Annotated in this window: 24 protein-coding genes and 1 tRNA gene; 9 read left to right on the top strand and 16 right to left on the bottom strand. The window is 59.0% G+C overall.

The features are described 5' to 3' along the window. The 3 genes from ACLD1X_RS16085 (at nt 1) to pabB (ending at nt 4098) form a co-directional block, all read left to right on the top strand. Nucleotides 1-1536: an inactive transglutaminase family protein gene (locus tag ACLD1X_RS16085; protein ID WP_429369251.1), complete on the top strand. Its 1536-nt coding sequence runs from the start codon at nt 1-3 to the stop codon at nt 1534-1536. Then, nucleotides 1536-2522, top strand: a complete 987-nt coding sequence (locus ACLD1X_RS16090; protein WP_429369253.1) for an alpha-L-glutamate ligase-like protein — start codon at nt 1536-1538, stop codon at nt 2520-2522. Before ACLD1X_RS16085 ends, ACLD1X_RS16090 begins: the two co-directional genes overlap by 1 nt. 232 nt (nt 2523-2754) lie before the next feature. Beyond that, nucleotides 2755-4098 (top strand): aminodeoxychorismate synthase component I, encoded by a 1344-nt coding sequence (pabB, locus tag ACLD1X_RS16095; RefSeq protein ID WP_429369255.1) that lies wholly within the window; start codon nt 2755-2757, stop codon nt 4096-4098. Nucleotides 4099-4221: 123 nt separating this feature from the next. On the opposite strand, the gene thrH is transcribed toward pabB, so the two are convergent. Beyond that, nucleotides 4222-4839, bottom strand: a complete 618-nt coding sequence (gene thrH, locus ACLD1X_RS16100) for a bifunctional phosphoserine phosphatase/homoserine phosphotransferase ThrH (RefSeq protein ID WP_429369257.1) — start codon at nt 4837-4839, stop codon at nt 4222-4224. A gap of 173 nt (nt 4840-5012) precedes the next feature. On the opposite strand from thrH, the gene ACLD1X_RS16105 reads away from it, so the two are divergent. From ACLD1X_RS16105 to ACLD1X_RS16115, 3 genes are all read left to right on the top strand, one after another. Next, entirely contained in the window at nt 5013-5753 is a 741-nt protein-coding gene (locus tag ACLD1X_RS16105; RefSeq protein WP_429369259.1) for a phosphoadenylyl-sulfate reductase, read from the top strand. A 584-nt stretch (nt 5754-6337) separates the two neighbouring features. Further along, nucleotides 6338-7879, top strand: coding sequence for an NCS1 family nucleobase:cation symporter-1 (locus ACLD1X_RS16110; RefSeq protein ID WP_429369261.1), 1542 nt, complete (start codon nt 6338-6340; stop codon nt 7877-7879). A 56-nt stretch (nt 7880-7935) separates the two neighbouring features. Further along, the gene (locus ACLD1X_RS16115; RefSeq protein WP_008017624.1) at nt 7936-8664 is read left to right on the top strand and encodes an aspartate/glutamate racemase family protein; all 729 of its coding nucleotides are present in this window, start codon (nt 7936-7938) and stop codon (nt 8662-8664) included. A 131-nt stretch (nt 8665-8795) separates the two neighbouring features. Here ACLD1X_RS16115 and ACLD1X_RS16120 read toward each other — a convergent pair whose 3' ends face one another. Further along, a complete protein-coding gene (locus tag ACLD1X_RS16120) occupies nt 8796-9719 on the bottom strand; it encodes a LysR family transcriptional regulator (RefSeq protein WP_429369433.1) in 924 nt (307 codons plus the stop codon). A 124-nt stretch (nt 9720-9843) separates the two neighbouring features. On the opposite strand from ACLD1X_RS16120, the gene ACLD1X_RS16125 reads away from it, so the two are divergent. After that, nucleotides 9844-10590 carry a 3-oxoacyl-ACP reductase family protein gene (locus tag ACLD1X_RS16125; RefSeq protein ID WP_429369263.1) on the top strand — a complete coding sequence of 249 codons (747 nt, stop codon included), beginning with the start codon at nt 9844-9846 and terminating at the stop codon, nt 10588-10590. A gap of 74 nt (nt 10591-10664) precedes the next feature. Here the strand turns inward: ACLD1X_RS16125 and ACLD1X_RS16130 are convergent, their stop codons facing one another. The 14 genes from ACLD1X_RS16130 to ACLD1X_RS16195 all read right to left on the bottom strand — a co-directional run bounded on the left by ACLD1X_RS16130 (nt 10665) and on the right by ACLD1X_RS16195 (nt 20715). Further along, nucleotides 10665-11360 (bottom strand): HAD-IA family hydrolase, encoded by a 696-nt coding sequence (locus ACLD1X_RS16130; RefSeq protein ID WP_429369265.1) that lies wholly within the window; start codon nt 11358-11360, stop codon nt 10665-10667. Nucleotides 11361-11463: 103 nt separating this feature from the next. Continuing rightward, nucleotides 11464-11646, bottom strand: a complete 183-nt coding sequence (locus tag ACLD1X_RS16135; RefSeq protein ID WP_429369267.1) for a hypothetical protein — start codon at nt 11644-11646, stop codon at nt 11464-11466. Nucleotides 11647-11662: 16 nt separating this feature from the next. Then, the gene (locus tag ACLD1X_RS16140; RefSeq protein ID WP_429369269.1) at nt 11663-12112 is read right to left on the bottom strand and encodes a glycine zipper domain-containing protein; all 450 of its coding nucleotides are present in this window, start codon (nt 12110-12112) and stop codon (nt 11663-11665) included. Nucleotides 12113-12374: 262 nt separating this feature from the next. Then, on the bottom strand, nt 12375-12479 hold the full coding sequence (locus tag ACLD1X_RS16145; protein ID WP_429369271.1) for a pilin: 105 nt from the start codon (nt 12477-12479) through the stop codon (nt 12375-12377). 60 nt (nt 12480-12539) lie between these two features. Beyond that, nucleotides 12540-12908 (bottom strand): hypothetical protein, encoded by a 369-nt coding sequence (locus tag ACLD1X_RS16150; protein ID WP_007988063.1) that lies wholly within the window; start codon nt 12906-12908, stop codon nt 12540-12542. A gap of 310 nt (nt 12909-13218) precedes the next feature. Next, nucleotides 13219-13407, bottom strand: a complete 189-nt coding sequence (locus ACLD1X_RS16155; RefSeq protein WP_429369273.1) for a hypothetical protein — start codon at nt 13405-13407, stop codon at nt 13219-13221. Nucleotides 13408-13553: 146 nt separating this feature from the next. Then, nucleotides 13554-13874 carry a YbjQ family protein gene (locus ACLD1X_RS16160; RefSeq protein WP_429369275.1) on the bottom strand — a complete coding sequence of 107 codons (321 nt, stop codon included), beginning with the start codon at nt 13872-13874 and terminating at the stop codon, nt 13554-13556. Between the two features lie 71 nt (nt 13875-13945). Beyond that, on the bottom strand, nt 13946-14659 hold the full coding sequence (locus tag ACLD1X_RS16165; protein ID WP_429369277.1) for a phosphocholine cytidylyltransferase family protein: 714 nt from the start codon (nt 14657-14659) through the stop codon (nt 13946-13948). A gap of 103 nt (nt 14660-14762) precedes the next feature. Then, on the bottom strand, nt 14763-15380 hold the full coding sequence (locus ACLD1X_RS16170) for a gamma-glutamyl-gamma-aminobutyrate hydrolase family protein (protein WP_429369279.1): 618 nt from the start codon (nt 15378-15380) through the stop codon (nt 14763-14765). Then, nucleotides 15377-17692: a PEP-utilizing enzyme gene (locus tag ACLD1X_RS16175; RefSeq protein WP_429369281.1), complete on the bottom strand. Its 2316-nt coding sequence runs from the start codon at nt 17690-17692 to the stop codon at nt 15377-15379. The genes ACLD1X_RS16170 and ACLD1X_RS16175 overlap by 4 nt, the downstream gene beginning before the upstream one ends. A gap of 5 nt (nt 17693-17697) precedes the next feature. Next, complete coding sequence (locus tag ACLD1X_RS16180) at nt 17698-18447, bottom strand: class I SAM-dependent methyltransferase (RefSeq protein ID WP_429369283.1); 750 nt, start codon at nt 18445-18447, stop codon at nt 17698-17700. Continuing rightward, on the bottom strand, nt 18444-18992 hold the full coding sequence (locus ACLD1X_RS16185; RefSeq protein WP_429369285.1) for an adenylyl-sulfate kinase: 549 nt from the start codon (nt 18990-18992) through the stop codon (nt 18444-18446). The genes ACLD1X_RS16180 and ACLD1X_RS16185 overlap by 4 nt, the downstream gene beginning before the upstream one ends. Before the next feature lie 52 nt (nt 18993-19044). After that, entirely contained in the window at nt 19045-20298 is a 1254-nt protein-coding gene (locus ACLD1X_RS16190) for a hypothetical protein (RefSeq protein ID WP_429369287.1), read from the bottom strand. 327 nt (nt 20299-20625) lie between these two features. Beyond that, a tRNA-Ser gene (locus ACLD1X_RS16195) sits at nt 20626-20715 on the bottom strand. Between the two features lie 308 nt (nt 20716-21023). Between ACLD1X_RS16195 and ACLD1X_RS16200 the strand changes: the two genes are divergently transcribed. Beyond that, on the top strand, nt 21024-21713 hold the full coding sequence (locus tag ACLD1X_RS16200) for a crotonase/enoyl-CoA hydratase family protein (RefSeq protein WP_429369289.1): 690 nt from the start codon (nt 21024-21026) through the stop codon (nt 21711-21713). A 214-nt stretch (nt 21714-21927) separates the two neighbouring features. Then, complete coding sequence (locus ACLD1X_RS16205) at nt 21928-22650, top strand: lysophospholipid acyltransferase family protein (RefSeq protein ID WP_429369291.1); 723 nt, start codon at nt 21928-21930, stop codon at nt 22648-22650. The last annotated feature ends 39 nt before the right edge of the window (nt 22651-22689 follow it).

A 22689-nucleotide genomic window follows, 5' to 3' on the forward strand; every position in this document is an offset into this window, starting at 1 on the left:
ATGCGCTCTCTTACCCTTCATCTGAAACTGCTGATCGCCATCCTGGTGGTGCTGGGCATTTCAGTTACGGCCTACCAGATTTTCGTGCTGGGCATTCCGGTAACCGAAGACGCCACCGACGACTTGTGGAACATCGACGCCAAGGTCGAGTTCGTCGCCAGTGCCAAGGACCCGGTCAAGATCCAGATGTTCGTGCCACCGCTGAGCCGCGACTTCGTCAGCCTCAACGAGAGCTTCATCTCCAATAACTATGGCGTGGCCGTGAACCGCGTCGACGGCAATCGCAAGGTCACGTGGTCGGCACGCCGGGCCAAAGGCAACCAGACGCTGTATTACCGCCTGGTGCTGACCAAGCGTTATTCCGGTGAGAAAGCCAAGATCAAAGGCCCGACCTTCCGCGACAGCATGACCATCGAAGGCCCGGAAAAAATCGCCGCCGAAGCCCTGCTCGCACCGATTCGCCAGCACTCGGCCGACGTCGAGACCTTCGTCGGCGAAGCCATCAAGCGGGTCAACAACCTCAACGACGACAACGTCAAACTGTTGCTGGCCGGTGATCCATCCACGGCGCACAAGGCGAAAATCGTCGAGTTGCTGCTGTCCATCGCCCATGTGCCGGTCGAGAAGGTCCACACCATCCGCCTGGTGGCCGACCAGCCGCAACTGCCGGAACTGTGGCTGCGCAGCTTCAACGGTACCGACTGGCTGTACTTCAACCCGGAAACCGGCGAACAGGGGCTGCCGAGCGACCGCCTGCTGTGGTGGACCGGCGACGAAAACCTGATCACCGTCGACGGCGGCAAGAAAGCCAACGTGACCTTCAGCCTGAACAACAGCGAAATGAACGCCATTCGCCTGGCCAAGCTGACCGACGAAAACACCGACGCCAACTTCCTCGAGTACTCGTTGTACGGCCTGCCGCTGCAAACCCAGCAGACGTTCATGATCATGGTCATGATCCCGATCGGCGTGCTGGTGATCCTGATCCTGCGCAACCTGGTCGGCATCCAGACCCTGGGCACCTTCACCCCAGTGCTGATCGCCCTGGCCTTCCGCGAAACCCAGCTCGGCTTCGGTATCATGCTGTTTACCATCATCACGGCGCTGGGCCTGTCGCTACGCTCCTATCTCGAACACCTGAAGCTGCAAATGCTGCCGAGGCTGTCGGTGGTGCTGACGTTCGTGGTGGTGTTGATTGCGGCGATCAGCCTGTTCAGCCATAAACTCGGCCTGGAGCGCGGCTTGTCGGTGGCATTGTTCCCGATGGTGATCCTGACCATGACCATCGAACGCCTGTCGATCACCTGGGAAGAACGTGGCGGCGGCCATGCCATGAAAGTGGCCATCGGCACACTGTTTGCCGCGTCCCTGGCACACCTGATCATGACCGTGCCGGAACTGGTGTACTTCGTGTTCACCTTCCCGGCGATCCTGCTGATCCTGGTGGGCTTCATGCTGGCCATGGGCCGTTATCGCGGCTATCGCCTGACCGAGCTGGTGCGTTTCAAGGCTTTCCTGAAGAAGGCTGACGCCTGATGTTCGGCTTCTGGAAGACCTGGAAGGCCCTGGAAGCCCGGGGCATCATGGGGATCAATCGGCGCAACGCCGACTACGTGCTCAAGTACAACAAGCGCAGCCTGTACCCGATCGTCGATGACAAGATCATCACCAAGGAGCGCGCCATCGCCGCCGGCATTCATGTGCCGGAACTCTACGGGGTGATTTCCACCGAGAAGGAAATCGACAATCTCGAAGAGATCATCGGCGGGCGCAGTGATTTCGTGATCAAACCGGCCCAGGGCGCAGGCGGCGATGGCATCCTGGTCATCGCCGACCGCTTTGAAGGGCGCTATCGCACGGTGTCCGGGCGGATCATCAGCCATGAAGAAATCGAGCACCAGATTTCCAGCATCCTCACCGGCCTGTACTCCCTGGGCGGTCACCGTGACCGGGCGCTGATCGAATACCGCGTGATTCCGGACCAGATCTTCAAGAGCATCAGCTACGAAGGCGTGCCGGACATCCGCATCATCGTTTTGCTGGGCTACCCGGTGATGGCCATGCTGCGTCTGCCGACGCGTCAGTCCAACGGCAAGGCCAACCTGCACCAGGGCGCCATCGGCGTTGGTGTAGACCTGGCCACCGGCCTGACCCTGCGCGGCACCTGGCTGAACAACATCATCAACAAACACCCGGACACCACCAATGCCGTGGATGGCGTGCAACTGCCCTACTGGGACGGTTTCATGAAGCTCGCCGCGGGCTGTTATGAGTTGTGCGGCCTGGGCTACATCGGTGTCGACATGGTCCTGGACCAGGAAAAAGGCCCGCTGATTCTGGAGCTCAACGCCCGGCCGGGGCTGAATATCCAGATTGCCAATGACTGTGGGCTGACATCGCGCACTCATGCGGTGGAAGCACGACTGGAAGACCTGAAGGCTCGTGGCGTGACCGAAACGGTCGCAGAGCGCGTGGCGTTCGTGCAGGAGATGTTCGGGCATATTCCTGCGGTCGTGGGCTGAGGCCCATCTCCTGCTCGCGATGAACTGACGCCCATCTCTTGTAGGAGCGAGCTTGCTCGCGAAAAACGCCAGGACAACGCGGGGATTCAGACAGCCCACGTCATCGTTGACGACCATCGTCGGAACGCCGCCCGGAGCAAGCTCGCTCCTACAGTATCCAATCCCCTCTAGGAGCAATTCTCCGAGGGGACTACAATCGCCACCCCGCCTCGATGGCTGATCTCCCCCGCCCATGCCGACCTGTTCCGTACACCCGCTACCCTATCGCGCCAACCCCGCCCAATACTTCGCGGCGATTCGCCATGCGCCCGGTGCCGTGCTGCTCGACAGTGGCCGCCCCAGCGCCGACCGCGGTCGTTATGACCTGCTCAGCGCCTGGCCACTGGAACAACTGACGGTATCGCCCGACGAAAGTGGCGACGCCTTCCTGGAACGCCTGCGCGACAACCTGACACACCTGGGCGAAGCCACTCTGCCAGCACCTTATGAGTTGCCATTTGCCGGTGGATTGATCGGCTACCTGAGTTACGATTTCGGCCGGCATCTGGAGCGCCTGCCGAGCCAGGCGCGAGACGACCTGCAACTGCCTGACGCGCGTTTCGGCCTGTATGGCTGGGCATTGATCAGCGATCACCTTTTGCAGACCAGCCAGCTGGTGTTCCACCCGACGCTGCCCGACAGCGAATGTCAGCGCCTGATCGACCTGTTCAGCCAGCCTGCAACGGAGGTGGTCGCACCATTCAAACTACTCACTCCGATGGCTGCCGACTTGAGCGCTGACGAGTACCAGCAGGCAATCGAACGCATCCAGCAATACATTCAGGCCGGCGACTGTTATCAGGTCAACTTCGCCCAGCGGTTTCGCGCGCCCTGTCTGGGAGATCCGTGGGCCGCTTACTGCGCACTGCGCGCAGCGTGCCCGACGCCTTTTTCCGGTTTCCAGAGCTTGCCCGACGGCGATGCCGTACTCAGCCTGTCACCGGAACGTTTCGTCAAAGTCAGCCAGCGCCACGTCGAAACCCGCCCGATCAAGGGTACTCGACCTCGGGGCCTGACGCCCGAGCAGGACGCTGCGAACGCTGCCGAACTGCTGGCCAGCCCCAAGGACCGCGCGGAAAACCTGATGATCGTCGACCTGCTGCGCAATGACCTCGGCCGGACCTGCCGCACCGGTTCGGTCCGGGTGCCGGAATTGTTCAGCCTGGAAAGTTACCCGAACGTGCATCACCTGGTGAGCAGCGTCACCGGTGAACTGGCGGATGACCGCGACGCCCTGGACCTGATCGCCGGCAGTTTCCCCGGCGGCTCGATCACCGGCGCGCCAAAGATTCGCGCCATGCAGATCATCGATGAGCTGGAGCCCACCCGGCGCGGACTGTATTGCGGTTCGTTGCTTTACCTGGACGTGCGCGGCGAGATGGACAGCTCCATCGCCATCCGTAGCTTGCTGGTCAAGGACGGGCAGGTGTGCTGCTGGGGCGGCGGCGGGATTGTCGCGGACTCCGAATGGCAGGCCGAATACCAGGAGTCGATCACCAAGGTAAAAATTCTGCTGGAAACACTGCAAAACCTCTGATCACACCCATCCCTGTAGGAGCGAGCTTGCTCGCGATGAACTTGAAAACGCCGCGGGGTGTCAGTCTTGCCGCGTTATCGTTGACGACCATCGCGAGCAGGCTCGCTCCTACAGGGGATGTGATTACAGGCTCAAGGTCCGGTTGGAGGCCTTGATGAACTCCTGCTTCAAATCCTCAAACGTGTGCACCGCCGGGAATTGCGGGAACTCGCGAATCACATTGTCCGGCGCGTGGAACAGAATCCCGGCATCGGCCTCGCCCAGCATCGTGGTGTCGTTGTAGGAGTCCCCGGCCGCGATCACCCGGTAGTAGAGGCTCTTGAAGGCCAGGACCGACTGACGCTTGGGATCTTTCTGACGCAGTTGATAGCCGGTGACTCGCCCGCTGTCGTCAGTAATCAGACGATGGCAGAGCAAGGTCGGGAAGCCCAGTTGGCGCATCAACGGCTGGGAGAACTCGTAGAAGGTGTCTGACAGGATCACCACCTGGAAACGCTCGCGCAGCCAGTCGACGAACTCGATGGCGCCGTCCAGCGGCTTGAGCGTGGCGATCACTTCCTGAATGTCGGCGAGCTTCAGGCCGTGCTCGTCGAGAATCCGCAGGCGCTGCTTCATCAGCACGTCGTAGTCGGGAATGTCCCGGGTGGTGGCCCTGAGGGACTCGATCCCGGTTTTTTCGGCGAAGGCGATCCAGATTTCCGGGACCAGCACACCTTCAAGATCCAGACAGGCAATTTCCACAAGACACTCCCATTTGTATTGATTATTGAGTCGAGCGAGCAAAAGGACTGCCGAACTCTAGCGACTCGGGCCTGCCTGCGCAACGCAGAGGATGCCCCGGCCCGTGCCGCTTTTTGTTACCATCGGCCCCATATAGAGCGCCCAGCGCCACCGACCTGTAGGAAGCCGCCCTGATGAGCCCAACGTTCGACGTCGTGGAACTCGCCACGACCTATGCCAACAAATCCGCCCAGGACATCCTGAAACTCGCGTTTGCCGAGTTCGGCGATGACCTGTGGATATCTTTCAGCGGTGCCGAGGACGTGGTGCTGGTGGACATGGCCTGGAAGCTGAACAAGAACGTCAAGGTGTTCAGCCTCGATACCGGCCGCTTGCACCCCGAGACCTACCGCTTCATCGATCAGGTGCGCGAACACTACAAGATCGACATCGAGCTGGTGTCGCCAGACCACACCAAACTCGAACCCTTCGTGAAGGAAAAGGGCCTGTTCAGCTTCTACAAGGACGGCCATGGCGAATGCTGCGGCATCCGCAAGATCGAACCGCTGCGCCGCAAGCTGTCCGACGTGAAAGCCTGGGCCACCGGCCAGCGTCGGGACCAGAGCCCCGGCACCCGCAGCGCAGTCGCGGTGATGGAGATCGACACCGCGTTCTCCACGCCGGAACGCACCCTGTACAAGTTCAACCCGCTGGCGCAAATGACCAGCGAAGAGATCTGGGGCTATATCCGCATGCTGGAACTGCCTTACAACAGCCTGCACGAACGCGGCTTCATCAGCATCGGCTGCGAACCCTGCACCCGCCCGGTACTGCCGAACCAGCATGAGCGCGAAGGCCGCTGGTGGTGGGAAGAAGCGACGCAGAAGGAATGCGGGTTGCATGCGGGGAATATCATCAGCAAGTCCAAAGCCTGATCCCGAGCCATGTGATACCCCCCTTCTGTAGGAGCGAGCCTGCTCGCGATGGACGTCAACGATAACGCGTGCTGCCTGAGTGCCCGCGTTATCCAGAGTTTTTCGCGAGCAAGCTCGCTCCTACAGGGTTTTCGTAATACCCCTAAATGTGTACACAGGAATGTCACCATCGGTGCCATTTATGTGTGCACTTTTCGTTTCTACGCCCCCAAAAGTTACATCCCCTCGCCTGACGTGCACCGCCATGCCCTCCTGAATCCCCTTTGCAAAATAAATACCTGATCAAACAGTCAATTTATATTTTCTATTTTTCAGCAACTTGGCTAAACGCCATAACAAAACGAAATGAGCAGCGCGTTTCATAGATCTCCCGACTGGCATGGATCTGGCTTAAGTGCATACATGTTTTGTATACAATCAATCCAAAACATACACACACTTTAGATCCGCAAGCCTGAAGCGCCCTATCCCGTACAGGCTGCAGATGCCCCGAAACCAATGATATTCGCCACCCGCGACGAAGATTTGTCGAGCCGACGCTCATGCACAGTCATCGCGATGTCGAACATCAGGAGCCTGCCGGAATGCGTACTAGTCTCTCCAATAACAACATCGCGCTGGATCTACCCTCCCCCCATTCCACCCACATCGCCGACAATCAGGCGCACTACTGTCCTGTCGTGCTCAGCCCCCGGCTGCACAACAAAGACCTGGCACCGACCAAGGCCGAAGGCCGGCGCTGGGGCCGCTACAGCATCTTTGCCCTGTGGACCAACGACGTTCACAACATTGCCAACTACTCCTTCGCCATCGGTCTGTATGCCCTGGGCTTGGGCGGCTGGCAGATCCTGTTGTCCCTGGGGATTGGTGCGGCGCTGGTGTATTGCTTCATGAACCTGTCCGGCTACATGGGGCAAAAGACCGGGGTGCCGTTTCCGGTCATCAGCCGCATCAGCTTCGGCATTCATGGGGCGCAGATTCCTGCGTTGATTCGCGCCGTGATCGCCATCGCCTGGTTCGGTATCCAGACGTACCTGGCGTCCGTGGTCTTTCGCGTGTTGTTGACAGCGGTCCATCCCGGGTTCGCCGACTACGACCACAACTCGATCCTGGGCCTGTCGACCCTGGGCTGGGTGTGTTTCGTCGCGATCTGGTTCGTGCAACTGGCGATCCTCGCCTATGGCATGGAGATGGTGCGGCGCTACGAGGCGTTTGCCGGCCCGGTGATTTTGCTGACTGTCGCCTCCCTCGCCGCCTGGATGTACACCCAGGCCGACGCGACCATCGCCTGGTCGATCCGCGAGCCGCTGACGGGTGGTGAGATGTGGCGCAACATTTTTGCTGGCGGTGCACTATGGCTGGCGATCTACGGTACGTTGATCCTCAACTTCTGCGATTTCGCCCGCTCTTCGCCGTGCCGCAAGACCATCAAGGTCGGCAACTTCTGGGGCCTGCCGGTGAACATCCTGGTGTTTGCCGCCATCACCGTCCTGTTGTGCGGCGCGCAATTCCAGATCAATGGCCGGATCATCGAAAGCCCGACTGAAATCATTGCCTCGATCCCCAACACCTTTTTCCTGGTGCTCGGTTGCCTGGCGTTCCTGATCGTCACCGTGGCGGTGAACATCATGGCCAACTTCGTCGCCCCGGCGTTTGTACTGAGCAACCTGGCGCCGAAATACCTGACCTTCCGCCGCGCCGGGCTGATCAGCGCGACCATCGCCGTGCTGATCCTGCCGTGGAACCTCTATAACAGCCCGCTGGTGATCGTGTACTTCCTGTCCGGCCTCGGCGCCCTGCTCGGCCCGTTGTACGGCGTGATCATGGTCGACTACTGGCTGGTGCGAAAAGGCCGGATCAACGTGCCGCAGTTGTACAGCGAAGACCCCAACGGTGCGTATTACTACAGCCGTGGCGTCAATTTGCGCGCGGTGGCGGCGTTCATTCCTGCAGCCTTGATCGCCATCGTCCTGGCATTGGTACCGGGCTTCCACAGCGTGTCGCCGTTCTCCTGGCTGATCGGTGCCGGGATCGCCGGAATGCTCTACCTGATCATCGCCAAACGCCAACCGCACTATGCCGATGTCAGCGGCGAATCAATCGCGGTCGACAACGTCAGCCATTAATCCTGTCGCGGCCCGCCGTTGTCGGGCTGCGGAACCACCTGCAATAAGGACTCCCCATGCGCATTCTCGTGGTCAACGTCAACACCACCGAATCCATCACCCAGGCCATCGCCCGCTCGGCGCAAGCCGTCGCCTCGCCCGGCACGGAAATCGTCGGCCTCACCCCGCATTTCGGTGCCGACTCCATCGAGGGCAATTTCGAAAGCTACCTGGCGGCCATCGCGGTCATGGACCGGGTGATGTCCTACGACCAGCCCTTCGATGCGGTGATCCAGGCCGGCTACGGCGAACACGGTCGTGAAGGCCTGCAGGAACTGCTCAACGTGCCGGTGGTGGATATCACCGACGCCGCCGCCAGCACGGCGATGTTCCTCGGTCACGCCTATTCCGTGGTCACCACTCTCGACCGTACGGTGCCGCTGATCGAGGATCGCCTCAAGCTCTCCGGCCTCTGGGACCGTTGCGCCTCCGTTCGGGCCAGTGGCCTGGCGGTGCTGGAACTGGAGCACGAGCCGCAGCGTGCACTGGAGGCCATCGTGCATCAGGCCGAACTGGCGGTGACCCAGGACAAGGCCGAAGTGATTTGCCTGGGCTGCGGCGGCATGGCGGGGCTGGATGAGCAGATTCGCCGGCGCACCGGTGTGCCGGTAGTGGATGGTGTGACGGCGGCGGTGACCATAGCCGAATCGCTGGTGCGCCTGGGGTTGTCGACTTCGAAGGTGCGGACTTACGCGACACCGCGGCCGAAGAACATCATTGGCTGGCCGGCGCGGTTTGCCCGGTAGACCGCGTTATCGTTCATCGCGGGCAAGCCCGCTCCCACAGGGTTTTGCGCCGTACCACGATGATATAAACAATGCGAAATCTGTGGGAGCGGGCTTGCCCGCGATGGCAACACCTCGGTCTTAAGCCCGACTCAAACAGCACTGAACCTGCGCCCCAACCCCCGTTCGGCAAACTGCTCAATGATGAAATCGACAAACGCCCGGGTCTTGCCGGGCAACAGTTTGTGTTCGGCGTAATAGATGGAGGTGTAGCCGTCGTCGATGTACCAGTCCGGCAACACCCGCTGTAACCTGCCCGACTCCAGATAACCCGCCGCAAACGGCATGCTCACCAGCGCAACGCCCAGCCCCTGCGCGGCCGTGGCGCAGGCCGCTTCGGAATCGCTCATGGTCATCCGCGCCTTGAGCGTCAACGGGCTGTGCTGCTGGTTGCGATGGGTCAACTGCCAGGAGCGCACACGACCGGTCTGTGGCGAGCGGATCAGAATCCCGTCATGGTCCTTGAGGTCATCCGGCTCGCTGATCGACGCATGAGCCTCCAGGTAAGCCTGCGAAGCCACCAACACCCGATGCGCCGGGCTCAACCTGCGCGCCACCACGCCCTGGGGTAATTCGAAGCCGCCGCCGATTGCCGCGTCGAAGCCCTGTCCGATCAAATCGACCTGGCGATTGTCGAAGTGCCAGTCCGGGTTGATCGCCGGGAATCGCCGCAGAAATTCGCCCAGCATCGGCACAATGTACAGGCAGCCGAATACCGTCCCCATGCTGACTTTCAAAGTACCCGCCGGCTGCCCACCGGCACTGGCGAGATTGGCCACGGCATTCTGGATCGTGTGCAGGCTGCCGCTGACTTCGCCGAGAAACAGCTGACCAGCCTCCGTCAGGGTCAGGCGGCGGGTGCTGCGCTGAAACAACCTGACGCCCAGGCGTGCCTCGAGCTTGGCGACGCTCTTGCCCACCGCCGCCGGGGTCAGGCTCAAGCGTCGCGCCGCTTCGGCAAAACTGCCGACCTCGGCACTGCGCACAAAGCATTCGATACTGCTGAAGGTTTCCATAGCCGTCACTATAAACTTCTGGTTTACACAGACTATCGTAATTATGGTCTACACAGCGTGTAATCCTGAATCGATACTAGGCTCCATCAACCGGGACATCTCGCCTCGGGACTTGGAGATCGACATGACTATTCAGAACCTCAGCGGCAAAGTGGCATTGATTCAAGGTGGTTCCCGTGGCATCGGCGCAGCCATCGTCAAGCGCCTGGCTGCTGAAGGCGCAACCGTTGCCTTCACTTATGTCAGCTCGACGGCCAAGGCCGAAGAACTGCGAGACAGCATCATCGCCAAGGGCGGCAAGGCCCTGGCCATCAAGGCTGACAGCGCCGACGCCGAGGCGATCCGCGGCGCCGTGTCCGCCACGGTAGAGGCCTTCGGTCGCCTGGATATCCTGGTCAACAATGCGGGGGTACTGGCCGTCGCGCCGCTGGCCGAGTTTAAACTCGAAGACTTCGACCAGACCCTGGCCATCAACGTGCGCAGCGTATTCATCGCCACCCAGGCTGCCGCCAGATACATGACCGACGGCGGTCGCATCATCAACATCGGCAGCACCAACGCCGACCGCATGCCCTTCGCCGGTGGCGGCCCGTACGCCATGAGCAAGTCGGCACTGGTCGGCCTGACCAAAGGCCTGGCCCGCGATCTCGGCCCGCTAGGCATCACCATCAATAACGTTCAGCCAGGGCCGGTCGACACCGACATGAACCCGGCACACGGTGACTTCGCGGAAAGCCTGATCCCGATGATGGCCGTGGGCCGTTACGGCAAGGCCGAAGAGATCGCCAGCTTCGTCGCCTACCTCGTCGGCCCGGAAGCCGGCTACATCACAGGGGCCAGCCTGAGCATCGACGGCGGCTTCGGCGCCTGACGCACTAAACGCAAAAAAATGTGGGAGCGAGCAGGCTCGCTCCCACATTTGCCAGTGTCGAGCAGTCTTTTCAGCTAGGTCCATTCCAGCGCAGGCAAACCAAAAGCACCCGGCACAAACGCCTTCAACGTACGAAGAATGCCATCGGCATGTGCGTACCTGGCGTCGGCCATTGCCGCATCCGGAATAGCAATCGCCGTCATCCCCGCCGCCTTCGCGGCGGTGACGCCAAAGGGCGAATCCTCGAACACCAGGCAATCCTCGGGCGCCACGCCCAGACGCCGCGCTGCCGTCAGGAAAATATCCGGTGCCGGTTTGGCCGCGCCCACCTCGGGGTCATCGGCGGTGACGATGAAGTCGAACAAGGCGAACCAGTCGCGGTGCAAGGTGGTTTTCTGGCCGAACGACTGGCTCGAAGAGCTGGTGCCGACGGCAATGGGAATGTTGTTGGCCTTCAGGTGCCGTACCAGCTCCTGCGCGCCAGGCATTGCCTGTGCACCCGGAAAACGCTCGCGCATCAGCGGCTCGCGGATCACCAGAAACTCATCTGCGGTAATCGGCAAGTCCAGCGCTTGAACCACATAGCGCGCCAGATCGCCTGCGCCCCGGCCAATGATGTTCTGTTTGATGCTCCAGTCGAACGTTCGACCGTACCGAGCGGCGATGATAGACGTGACTTCGGTGTAGATGCCCTCTGTGTCCAGCAACAAGCCATCCATATCGAAAATCACGGCCTTGATCGGGCCGAATGCCTTCAGTGATGCATTCATCGCAGCTGATCCATTTTCCGAGGCATCCGGGGCAGTTCAGGTATGGCCTGATGCCCGGATGGATTAAAGGATTCAGCAGCATAGCGAGCGTCACCGGACCAGATCAATCTTCGTCTTCTTCCTCATCTTCAAAATCAATATTGCCCACATCGCCCGCATCATCAGCATCGTTGAGCGGCACTGTCGCATCGTCCATCAACGATCCCGGATCTTCATTGCCGGGATCGTTGATAAACGGCTGTTCGCTCGGGCCTTTTTCTTTCTTGCCTTTGGTTTGCGCAGCCATGGCATGCCTCGCTTAACTAGTGATGCTTATGGTGGTGCTTGTTCGAGTGTTTATGCCCGCCGCCGGAATGGGAATGGCCGCCGTCACTCCCCAGATCATTACCGACCGCGCCACCCGCCGCACCACCAAGACCCGCGCCGATGGCCGAGCCGGTCGAGCCGCCCAGACTGTTGCCGATCACCGAACCACCGGCCGCACCCAAACCACCGCCTACCGCCGCCTCGGTGCGACTGTGCTTGGGTGCGCCAATGGCACTACCGGCCGCGCCGCCGACACCCGCACCAATCGCAGCGCCAGTACTGCCGCCCACCTGGCCGCCGACAACGTTGCCCAACACGCCACCCAGGCCACCGCCCACCGCGGCATCTCCATTGCCTCCCGCCAGCGCCACTTGAGAGACCAACAATCCAAAAACAATCGCAGCACACAGGCTTGCGGTTTTATTGCCGTCGGTTTTCAGGTTCATGGCACGCCTCGCATTCTTCAGGGGTATGGAAGATTTGAGCCGCTGCGGCGTGAAACGTTCATAAATGAAAAAACCCGGCATCGGCCGTAATGCTGTTCATTTAAGGACTCTGTAGGAGCGAGCTTGCTCGCGATGGACTCAAGAGCGCTGCGTTTAGTCAGTAAACACGCGGCATCGTTAACGACCATCGCGAGCAAGCTCGCTCCTACAGAATCCTTGACTCAACAGCATTGGAGCAATGGCGGGGATTTGATTCAGCTATTCATGTCGCGGAACCGGAACACCCTTTCGGCAAGTAATCATGGGAAACGGTGCTTCTGCACGACCAGCCTTTGGTTTCGTCCCGTGTCAGGATGACGGTNATCATTCACGCTTAAATGAACAGCATTACGGCATCAGCCGGGTTTTTTTCAAATCTGGATCAGGATCAGTGACGCTTGTGACCATTGGCCAGGTTGCTGCCTACGCCGCCGCCCAATGCACCGCCCAGGCCCGCGCCGATGGTGGCACCGGATTTGCCGCCGAGGCTGTTACCGATCACCGAACCACCGGCCGCACCGACACCGCCACCGATAGCAGCACTGGTGCGATGACCTTTTTTGGCGGCAACTGCGCTGCCCGCCGCGCCAGCAACGCCGGCACCAATCGCTGCGCCAGTGCTGCCGCCCATCTTCTGGCCGACCACGTTACCCAATGCGCCGCCCAAGCCACCGCCCAGCGCGGCAGTGCCGTCACCAGCCATTGCACCTTGAGCAACCAGAAGCCCCAGAACCAGAGCGGGCAGTGTTAAACGCATGACAAAAACCTCAAAAAATAGGGGTACACAAAATGGGGGCGAGATTGAATGCTTTTGCGCGGATAAAGTCCAGCACACCGGTCCAACTTCGCGATTGGCGACGATTGGACAGCGTTTTTGAAAAAGGTTTTATGACGGACAAAAAAAAGCCCGCTGGGGAGACGGGCCAGGTGTTGCTTTCTAACGGATGAGTCGAGACTACGGAGGGTGCTGTGAAAAGTTTGTGAAAGATCAGCCACTTAAAAATATTGTCATGCCCCTCTTCAGTCATCAAAAACCCCGCCCAATGACGGGGTCTTCTGGCATTCGTCTACTTCCTGACCGGTGCGCTCACCTTGGGCAGGAATTTGCCCTTCTGCACCCGGCACGCCCTGGTCTTGATCTTGTCGACCTCGGCCTGGTCCTCGCCAAAACTGGCCACATATTGGGTCTGGCCACACCGTACGGAATTGTTGATCGGAAACTCTGCGCCATCGTCCTCGAGATACGGATCAGCCATCTCATCACCCCTTTCAAAAAAGCGGGATCGACACCGGCAAACCCTTTCGCCGAAAAAATATCGATCGCCAAGGTTTTTCAGACTAGCCGGTCACTAATGGACTTGCCGTTCGGATTTCCCCGTGACCGACGAATGGCCTCGTTCCTTCACCGCAACTTGACCGCCGTCCCGGTCACAAACACCACGACCATCCCGCCTTTGCCGGCTGGCATGCTGATCTCATAATCAAGCCCGACCACCGCGTCCGCCCCAAGCGCCTGCGCCCGCTCCTTGATCTCATCGGTGGCCTGCATGCGCGCTTCCTTCAACGCTCGCTCCAGTGTCTGGGAGCGCCCGCCGAAAAAGTCGCGCATCCCGGCAAACACATCACGGACGACGTTGATCCCTTGCACCGACTCGGCGCTGACGATGTCCAGATAGGCGGTAATTTGCCGACCTTCAATGGAATGGGTAGTGGTGGTGATCATTGCTGTTCCTTTCTGTTCAGATATTCAGCCAACGCATCGAACGCCGGCGTTAACCGACTCTGACCTGCCGATCATTGGTACAAGGCCAGATCCTCAGACGAATCCACCTCGCCCCATTCCCCGGCATAGGCGCAGGCCTGAATCGGAACCCGTCCCGCCTCGATGACCTGCTGAAGTGTGTGGGTCATATGCACTTTGTCACGTTGCTCCGGCGTTCGCTCCGACAGTAGCCGTACGACTTCCGCCCAGCCCTGTGGCGTGAAACGCAATAGCCCCATGTACTGGCCTTGAACATCGTCCACTGATTTCGGTTTGTTGCCGATTTCGGCCAGGGTACCGGCTGATGTCAGACGGAAAGTCTCGGCGTCCAGCAGCGGATCGCCAAAACGTTGCGTCCAGAGTGCCAGCCAGTTCGGATCGTAGGTGACGGCCAGGGAGGCTTCGCTGGCCATCAACGACCGGACGGCCGCAGGGCTGTAGAAGATGTCGGAATAACTCACGATGCAGGGGGAGTCCTCGAGCCAGGCTTCGGCACACGCCAACGACGACACCATATTGGTTTGTGCCCAACGCGGGTTGTGAAACTCGATCAACCCTTGATCCGCCAGAAGTTCGCGCTTGTAGCCAGTGACGATGGCTATCTCCCGGATGCCTGCACCGCGCAGTGCTTCGAGTTGCCACTCCAGCAATGTCCTGCCGCGCAACTCGACCATGCATTTCGGGCGTTCATCGGTAAGACTTTTCATGCGACTGCCGCGCCCGGCAGCCAGGACAATGGCTTTCACAACCGTTCCACCTCATGAGTTTTCGAAAGAAAATCGCCTCGGCAAGTCGGGCTCCAGCCCTGCCTCACCGGGCTACTTGACCCGAACGGCCTGATGGAGAAATTCATACCCGGAACAACCTCTTCAATCGCAGAAGGTCATGCGATGCAAAAACGCCCTCACGCTCGGGGTGCCACATCCAGCCTTCCCAAGGCAGGCTGACATGCCGGATGGCTTCGATTTCTCCATCTTCACTGCGCGCCATGACTGTAAAATCGTCCGGACAATCGACAAGCGAAAAACCGTGATAACTGTTCACCAGGGCGGCAATCGTCCCCGACAATCTGTGCCGGACTCGCACATGGCCTGTCACCGGCTTGAGCTCGGCGCCTGACCAGTGCGCAATCATCTGCATTCCCCGGCAAATCCCGAGTACCGGCAGGTGTTCAGAGCGTGCATGCTCTAGCAACACGGCCTCGGTCCGGTCGCGTGCCGGGCACTGGCCAATGTCATTGCCTCCCGACAATACGATCGCCTGTGGTCCCACCGCGTTCAGCCAGACTTGCAGGGCATCATCCGTCAGCCCTGCACCGAGCGTTTGCTGGCATAACCCGTTGGGTACCGGCACGGGCATGCATCCGGCCGCCAAAAGAAAGGCGACCATCTGCTGGTCGAGCGCATCACGGCTTTCACCCCGTTCAGGCAACACGTCCACACGCTGGCTGATGGCAACCACCTTCATAGCAGTATCTCCACCCAGCGTCCGGGGCAGTTCAGATGCAGGCGTTGAGCCGCCGACCATCGACGGTACAACACTTCACCGGCACCGATGACCGCTGGCAGGCCGAGTTCGCCGGCCCGGATCGCCATGTGCGAGTTGGCCCCGCCCCAAGCGGTTATCAACCCGGCAATCGGGTAGGCGAACAGCCAGTCAAACCCTGGGTCCGCATTGGCAATGCACACAATCGCTCCCGCCAGCCTGTCTCGGTCATCACTGCTGACCACCGGTGCAGTTACCTGTTTCTGAGTAATGAAGTTGGGAGCTGTTTCCGGCCATTCGAAGGACCAGACATCCTCGGGCCGGGTGATCACCGGCGGCAGCGATATCCTGAGGGTCTTTTCGTAGCGCGCCTTGCCTTGTTCAATGCTGCGCAAGATCACATCTTTGGGGTCTGTGGCGGCGACATGCAGCTCCTTGAAGACACTGATGTCGCAATAAGCCATGTCCTCGCGCCCGATACCCTGCTGGGCGCCGACCTCGGCAATCAATGACAGGGCATCCGAGAGGTTGCGGCTGAAATGGAATTTGGCCAGTTCGCGCAGTTCGATACCGGCCTGCATGAAGTCCAGCAACCCCACGGGGTCCGGCTGCAAACCGTGGGCCTCCAGTTGTTTCACGATTTCGCGCATCTGCGGGAGGGTCAGTGAAAACGGCTGGAGCGGCTCCGGAGCGGATGGCCGCTGGGTCCAGTCGAAGTAGAGCTCCGGCGCTTCATCGTACCGAGGCGAAAGGATGTCGTAGGTACCCGGGCGCAAATGGCCGTAGCGTGCCAGGAACGTCGCCTTGTCCAGAAGCGCGCGGTCACGTGCCAACTGGCCGCTGACGGTCGAGACACCCGCCATGAAGCCATCGTAGTCAGCCTGCGAGAACACCCCCACCGACACCAGGGACTTGAGCATTTGCACCGCAACGAAACCGGCACGCGCCAGACCGGCGAATGGCAAGGTGCCGTAGCGCTTGGCATCTTCCAGTAACCAATAGATGCGTTCCAGCGGGTCGGCGTTGGATGCCAGCAATGCTTCACGTCGAGCGTTGAGCATGTCCAGCTTGTTGGCATCGGCGCGCCACAAGCCGTCCTTGGGATGAACAATGCGGTTGGTCAGCTTGCGCAGACTGGTACTGATGGCCTCCAGTTCGTGTTCCTGGAAACCGGCACTGGCCAATCGCTCGAGTCGCCGGGACAGGTCCAGCGTGTAGCACGAGAACACAATCTCGAACTCCACCTTGTCGTGCAGCGTCGGCTCAGCCAGCAGGCGATCGATATAGTGATCGACCAAACGCCCGGCCAATCCTTCATCGAGATCCGCCGGAATGAACGAGTTGAACGACAAACGCACATCGATATAGGGCAGCCCGATGAAATGTGGCATCAGCGGGAAACTGCGCAAGTTGCGGTAGCCGTAGTTGTGGCGTTGGTAGGCCCAGATCGAGTCAGTCACCAGGTCGCGATAGAGCGACAGTGCCAGCGGTTTGGGGCGGATGCCGATAATCTCCGCGGGGTTCCAGTCCGGCATCACGCCATAGACGGTACGTTGCCCCATCAGGAAGGGATGCGGGCGCATGCCTCGCGCCACCTTGCGCTGGATGCTTTCCAGACTGGCGGCCTGCGCGGCTCCCGACTCCGGAGAGGTTGGCAAAATCAACGGGCGCGCCTGCAGCAGCCACAAGACTTCGCCCCCTCCTTCGCCCGTAACGGCGAACTCGCAATCGACCGGCGTATCGTCAAACAGCGCCAGCAGCTCTTCGAGCAAGGCAATCATCGGGGCGATGCCGGGCGGTGGCGGTACCTGACTGTGTGCCGCCTGCTGCCACAGCCGCCCGCCCATACCGCTGGTGACCGATGCCGTGTCACTGCCTTCCGACCAGTTCACCACCCGGTAGGGTGCACAGGTATTCGGATCGTGGGAAAAGGCCACACCGGAACGAACCACGTTGCCCAGCATCGGCTGAATCAGCACCTCGTCTATCGGATTGACCTCACCGTAGCTGGCGATGACTCTTTCAACAGCCGATACCAACCCCGCTTCATTGACGTCTGGGATCGAAAGAAAGGCCCCCGCGCAGGAGGCTTGCTCTCCATCCTCACGCAGACAACTGGACCGTACGATCCAGGGGCCAATCCCCAATTGCCCCTGGATGTCACGAAAACAGGCCTCCCCACCGAGTTGCCAGTCACCCACGGTGAACGACAACAACGGCGCAATACGCGCCGACTTGAGCCGCTGTTGCAGGCTGGCCAAGGTGCCAGCCTTGGTCGAGAAATGCAGCGCCATCGGCATTATCTCAACTGAGCAACCCAGATATTGGTCGAGTACGGAATCTGGATCGAGGCCGTACCAAGGCTTTGCAGGTAGTCATCGATGGCACTGATGACTTCATGGAATTTCGCACCGGCCTGGCGCTCCAGCGTCGCGTGAGAACGCCAGGCTTCGAGACATTCTTCGATGGTCTGTTCGTGCATGACACGCGCGTCCAGATGAACGACAGGCCCGAAAAGCGCACTGGCATCGATGACAGCCGTTTGATCTTCACGGCGGGTGCCATAGCCGTAATCCTTCACCCGCTCCTTGATGATGGCTTCGATCCGAGCCTGAATCGGGTCGTCAAGGTGACGATGATTCCACATGCAGGCGAACCAGCCCCGAGGCTTGAGAATGCGTGCGGTCTCCTTGAGAGCCAACTGGCGGTCGCAGACGTTGAAGGAACTGCCAAAGGTGACCATATCGAAGGCGCCGGAAACCTGCCCCGTGACTTCGCCGGTTCCTTCATGCCAAGTGACGTTGGCCAGGTCGGCCGTACGCTTTATGCCATTGCCTCGCATCGCATCATTGGGTTCCACGGCCACGACATCCAGGTCACGAGCGGCCAGCATCAACGTCAGGTGCGCAACACCGGCGCCAACATCGCAAAACTTGTCACCTTTCTCGGCGCCTGCAATTGAGAGCATCGCGTCGATTGCAGCATCGGCGTAATCGGGACGCTTCAGATAAGCATCGGCCAGCGTTGTGTAATCCCATTCGGTTTTCATATGAAATTCCTTTTATAAAATCGATCTAGCAAGTTATCAGTCAATATTTGTACGCAGCGGTGAGCTTCAAACTCCACCACCCAGTCCGCCGCGTCCGGTTCATCTATCAATAAATCCAGCCCTGCGACATTGTGCAGCTCGCCCGCATCGAACCGCCGGTATATGCCCTTGGGGTCTCGGCGGCGTAACTCTTGCACCGGCACTTTCAGATAAACCTCGAAGTAACCGGGTAAATGAGCGCGGTTCCAAACGTGAACTTCACGGAACAGCGAAATCGTTGCGATCACGACGGTGTGCCCTTGCGCGGCAATCACTTTGCAAAGATGCGCATATTGCATCGCCAGCGCCAACCGCCCCTCACGACCGTGGTTTTGCACGTTGGCCGTCGCTGCGCCAAAGACATCACGCAGTTCATCCCCATCCAGCAAGACCACCGAATGGCCCTGGCCGCGAAGCCGCGCAACGAACTCACGGGCCAACGTTGACTTGCCGGCACCCGAGAGCCCGGTAATCCACACAACCTGCCCGGCGATATCGCCGTTCATTTGATTCGTATTCATAGGCAGGACGAAACTTCCAATTTCGCTTGAAAGTCGATCATTGCTGCACACTTGGTTGATCTTTGATCAAAGCCGTGCCGACTTCCCCGGCGGAACCAATCACGCAGTAGCGATAACGCGATTCATGCTGGTTTTGAACCAGTTCCTGAAACACCTGATCCGGGTGATGCAACTCGCCGTACTCTTTTTCACAGAAGTCCTTATACATAAGAAAATGTGCTTCAGGCGGCAGCGATTGAATTTCACCAACCATGGCCTTCAGCACTTCACCCGTATTGGCGATCGGCAGTAACCCCCCCATTTGATCCAGCCAGGCACTGACGATCGGATGGTCATCATTGGCATTCGGAACATAGTAAATGGGTAGCCTGCAAGTGTTCAGCATAAAGGAAACACCACCACTTGAAGCGTCGGTGATGACCGTGTCACATTGACGATAGAAGTCCTTGCTGCTTTGCTCGGTCTCATCAATCGTAATCCATGAGTATTGAGCAAGCTGGTCACACACCTCCCTTACAAACGGACGTTCAAAATCAGTCATATAAGGGCGCAGAATAAACCTCGCATGAGGAATCTGCGACTTGACCGAATTAATGACCACCGCCATGTTTTCAAATAGAGAAGCGCCACTTGCGCAAATCCCTATCTGGGTTGGCAGAAGACCTACCACGTACACCCCGGGCGCGCGCAGAAAACCCGGAGGAGAACTGAAAGTTTCGGGAGTCTTTACGGGCCGAATGGAAATGGCACTTGTTTTTCGAAGATCCGTACGCGACGTACTGAATTCGTTGGTAAGAAGCAATGAATGCCTGTCTTGCCTGTAAAGTTTAAGACCGGTCTTGATCAGATCGAACAGCGACCGCGATGAGGAAACAATTGCATCCCAATAGGACATCAGTTCGGAACAATAATACTTGTCCCTAAGTGGCATGCCGACATTGCCATGCGCAATAAAAATACCAAAGTTTGACTCATCAAGCAGTCGTCCGACCCAGGCATCGTTTGATATGACTATTTCAGACTTAAGGCTCAAGAAAAAATCCAGCCCCACCTCTGTAACTGGATAACCTAGAAACTGCTCCGCTTCAACCTTACTGAGTCCCGTAGTATTTGTCTGAACCACTATACAGTTGTATTGACTGCGTAGAGCGTTGAGCGCCGGCAACAAATATTCGAGATAGGTCTTCCCGCCATTATTGACGTTGCTGATCAAATAAACATTTCGCATAGAAACAGGTGCACCTTCAAAGCTTTCCCAGGCAAGCCAGGTCCAGGCCAGGTAAACGCACAAAAAAGGAGAAACCTTGATATTGCCCTGGCGCTTCTCCCTTTAGCGCGTGTACGTCCATGTTGTGAGGCAATTCAGACGAAAGTCGTATTGATTCCATTCTGGAGATCAACTAATGAACTTTGGCCCAAGAGACACAAGCGCCCTAATGTATCACGCCAAGGCAAATTGCCACCCCATCGGCGCGCAATTTTTTGCTACACCTTGGGCGTGTTGAAAGCGAGCGCGGATCGAAATCACACAGAGCCGACCACCCTGATGAAAAGCGCATCACTGAAACGAAAAACCCCCGGCTTCTTTCGAAACCAGGGGTTTTGTCTACATCGAATTTGGCGGTGAAGGAGAGATTCGAACTCTCGATACAGTTTCCTGTATACACACTTTCCAGGCGTGCTCCTTAAGCCACTCGGACACTTCACCGTATCTCTTCAAACAAGTTCTGTCTGTCGAGGCGCGCTAATGTAGTCGAAAGCTTTTCCGATGGCAAACATTTTTTTCAGAATTTTCATGCGGTTAACGCGATTCAGTGTTTCCGGTCGTTCCGGGCCATGGCAAACCGGCCAATCTCCGGCTTCGCCCCCTCTTCTATATAGAGGGGAATGTGCGGCAGGCATGGCGGGCTACGCCTGGTGGGCAAGGAAAGGGTGACTGGCGGGTCAGTCACAGCGCTTTACCTGGCCTGCGGCGGTGGGTAACGTCTGCCCATCTTTATTGAAAGGAATAGCGTCATGAGTGAGTTGATTTCCTACCATCTCGAAGACGGTATCGCGACCCTGACCTTGAGCAATGGCAAGGTCAATGCCATTTCCCCGGATGTGATTGCCGCGTTCAACGCTGCGCTGGATCAGGCGGTGACTGATCGTGCGGTAGTGATCATTACCGGCCAGCCGGGCATTCTCTCCGGCGGTTATGACTTGAAGGTGATGACGGCCGGCCCTAAAGAAGCCGTGGCACTGGTGACCTCCGGTTCGACACTGGCCCGCCGCCTGCTGTCGCACCCCTTCCCGGTGATCGTTGCGTGCCCGGGGCATGCTGTGGCCAAGGGCGCGTTTCTGCTGTTGTCGGCCGACTATCGCATCGGCGTCGACGGCCCGTTCAGCATTGGCCTGAACGAAGTGCAGATCGGCATGACCATGCACCACGCCGGCATCGAGATCGCCCGTGACCGCCTGAACAAAGTCGCGCTGCAGCGTTCGGTGGTCAACGGTGAGATGTTCACTCCACAGGGCGCCGTGGCTGCCGGTTTCCTTGATGTCGTGGTGTCGGCTGAAGAACTGCAAGGCGCGGCACTGGCGGCGGCTCGCCAGTTGAAGAAGATCAACATGACCGCGCACAAGAACACCAAATTGAAAGTGCGCAAAGCGCTGCTGGAGACCCTGGACAACGCGATCATCCAGGACCAGGAGCATTTGGGTTAAGCCTGGATTGGCTACAACGAAAAGCCCGACCGTCGTGTCGGGCTTTTTCATACATCTCTCAGTTAAACGTCTGTAACCGCTCTAGACAGCATCTGACCAGTTGGTCGGAAACATCAGCACAAACATCGGCTATCTCCCACTACTCTGGCAGCAATTGCCGAAAACAGTGCACATCCGTACACTGCGCCACCTTTTGTCCCGGTGGGGCCTGTAAATGCTGTTCTTGTTGCGTATGTCATTGATGGGCCTGCATTTTATCGTGGCGGGTGTGTTGGGTGTGATTCTCGGCCTGTGCCGGCCGTTCAACCCGGACAACAGCCGTCTGTGCGCACGCCTGTACGCGTGGCCGGCCATGTGTATCTTGCGTTTGCGGGTGAAGGCCGAAGTCGGGCCATTGATGGATAAACCTGACAGTTGCGTGATCATCGCCAATCACCAGTCCAACTACGACCTGTTTGTGTTTGGCAACGTGGTGCCCCGCCGTACCGTGTGCATCGGCAAAAAGAGCCTGAAATGGGTGCCGCTGTTCGGGCAGTTGTTCTGGCTGGCCGGCAATGTGCTGATCGACCGTGGCAATGCGCACAAGGCGCGCCAGTCGATGCTGACCACCACCCACACCCTGCAAAACAAGGACACCTCGATCTGGGTCTTCCCGGAGGGCACGCGCAACCTGGGTGAGGACTTGCTGCCCTTCAAGAAAGGCGCCTTCCAGATGGCCATTGCCGCCGGGGTGCCGATCGTGCCGGTGTGTGTCAGCAGTTACGTCAAACACATGCGACTGAACCGCTGGCGCAGCGGGAAAATCCTGATCCGTTCGTTGCCGGCGATTCCCACCGCCGGACTGAGCCTGGACGACATGCCCATGCTGATTGCCCAGTGCCGCGAGCAGATGCGTGAGTGCATCGATTCGATGGACCGGCAACTGCAAGCCGCCTGAACAAGAAAACCCGCCTGGTGCGGGTTTTCTTTTGCCTGC

It is taken from the genome of Pseudomonas sp. 18173, assembly GCF_050432945.1.
Lineage (GTDB): Bacteria > Pseudomonadota > Gammaproteobacteria > Pseudomonadales > Pseudomonadaceae > Aquipseudomonas.